Annotated in this window: 1 protein-coding gene; it reads right to left on the bottom strand. The window is 33.1% G+C overall.

The genetic code is table 11. The features are described from left to right. The coding region (locus R0J87_RS23190) for a hypothetical protein (RefSeq protein ID WP_498889313.1) at window positions 1–248 on the bottom strand (248 nt) is incomplete at both ends.

Genomic DNA, 248 nt, shown 5'->3' with positions numbered 1-248 from the left:
ATTGAAAGTCATAAGGAGCCATTTTATCAAAAGGAATATTGTACTGGATATAATGCTGAGTGGAACTGGAAAAAATTGAGGGATTTAAAAAATAAATAATTCCGCAAATAAGGATGACTCCAAATAGATAAGGAGCAATTTTCCAGTTCAGTTTAACATTTATAGCCTGCTCAAAAGGGACAGGAGATAGTTCTTTAGCTCTTTTATCAACCATAGCAAGTGCAAGAGCATTATTATCTTCTTTGACA

It is taken from the genome of Halomonas sp. SIMBA_159, assembly GCF_046536035.1.
GTDB classification, from domain to species: Bacteria; Pseudomonadota; Gammaproteobacteria; order Pseudomonadales; family Halomonadaceae; genus Vreelandella; species Vreelandella venusta_A.
The sequence above is the reverse complement of the archived record's forward strand: the minus strand, read 5'-3'. Positions and strand labels throughout refer to the sequence as shown.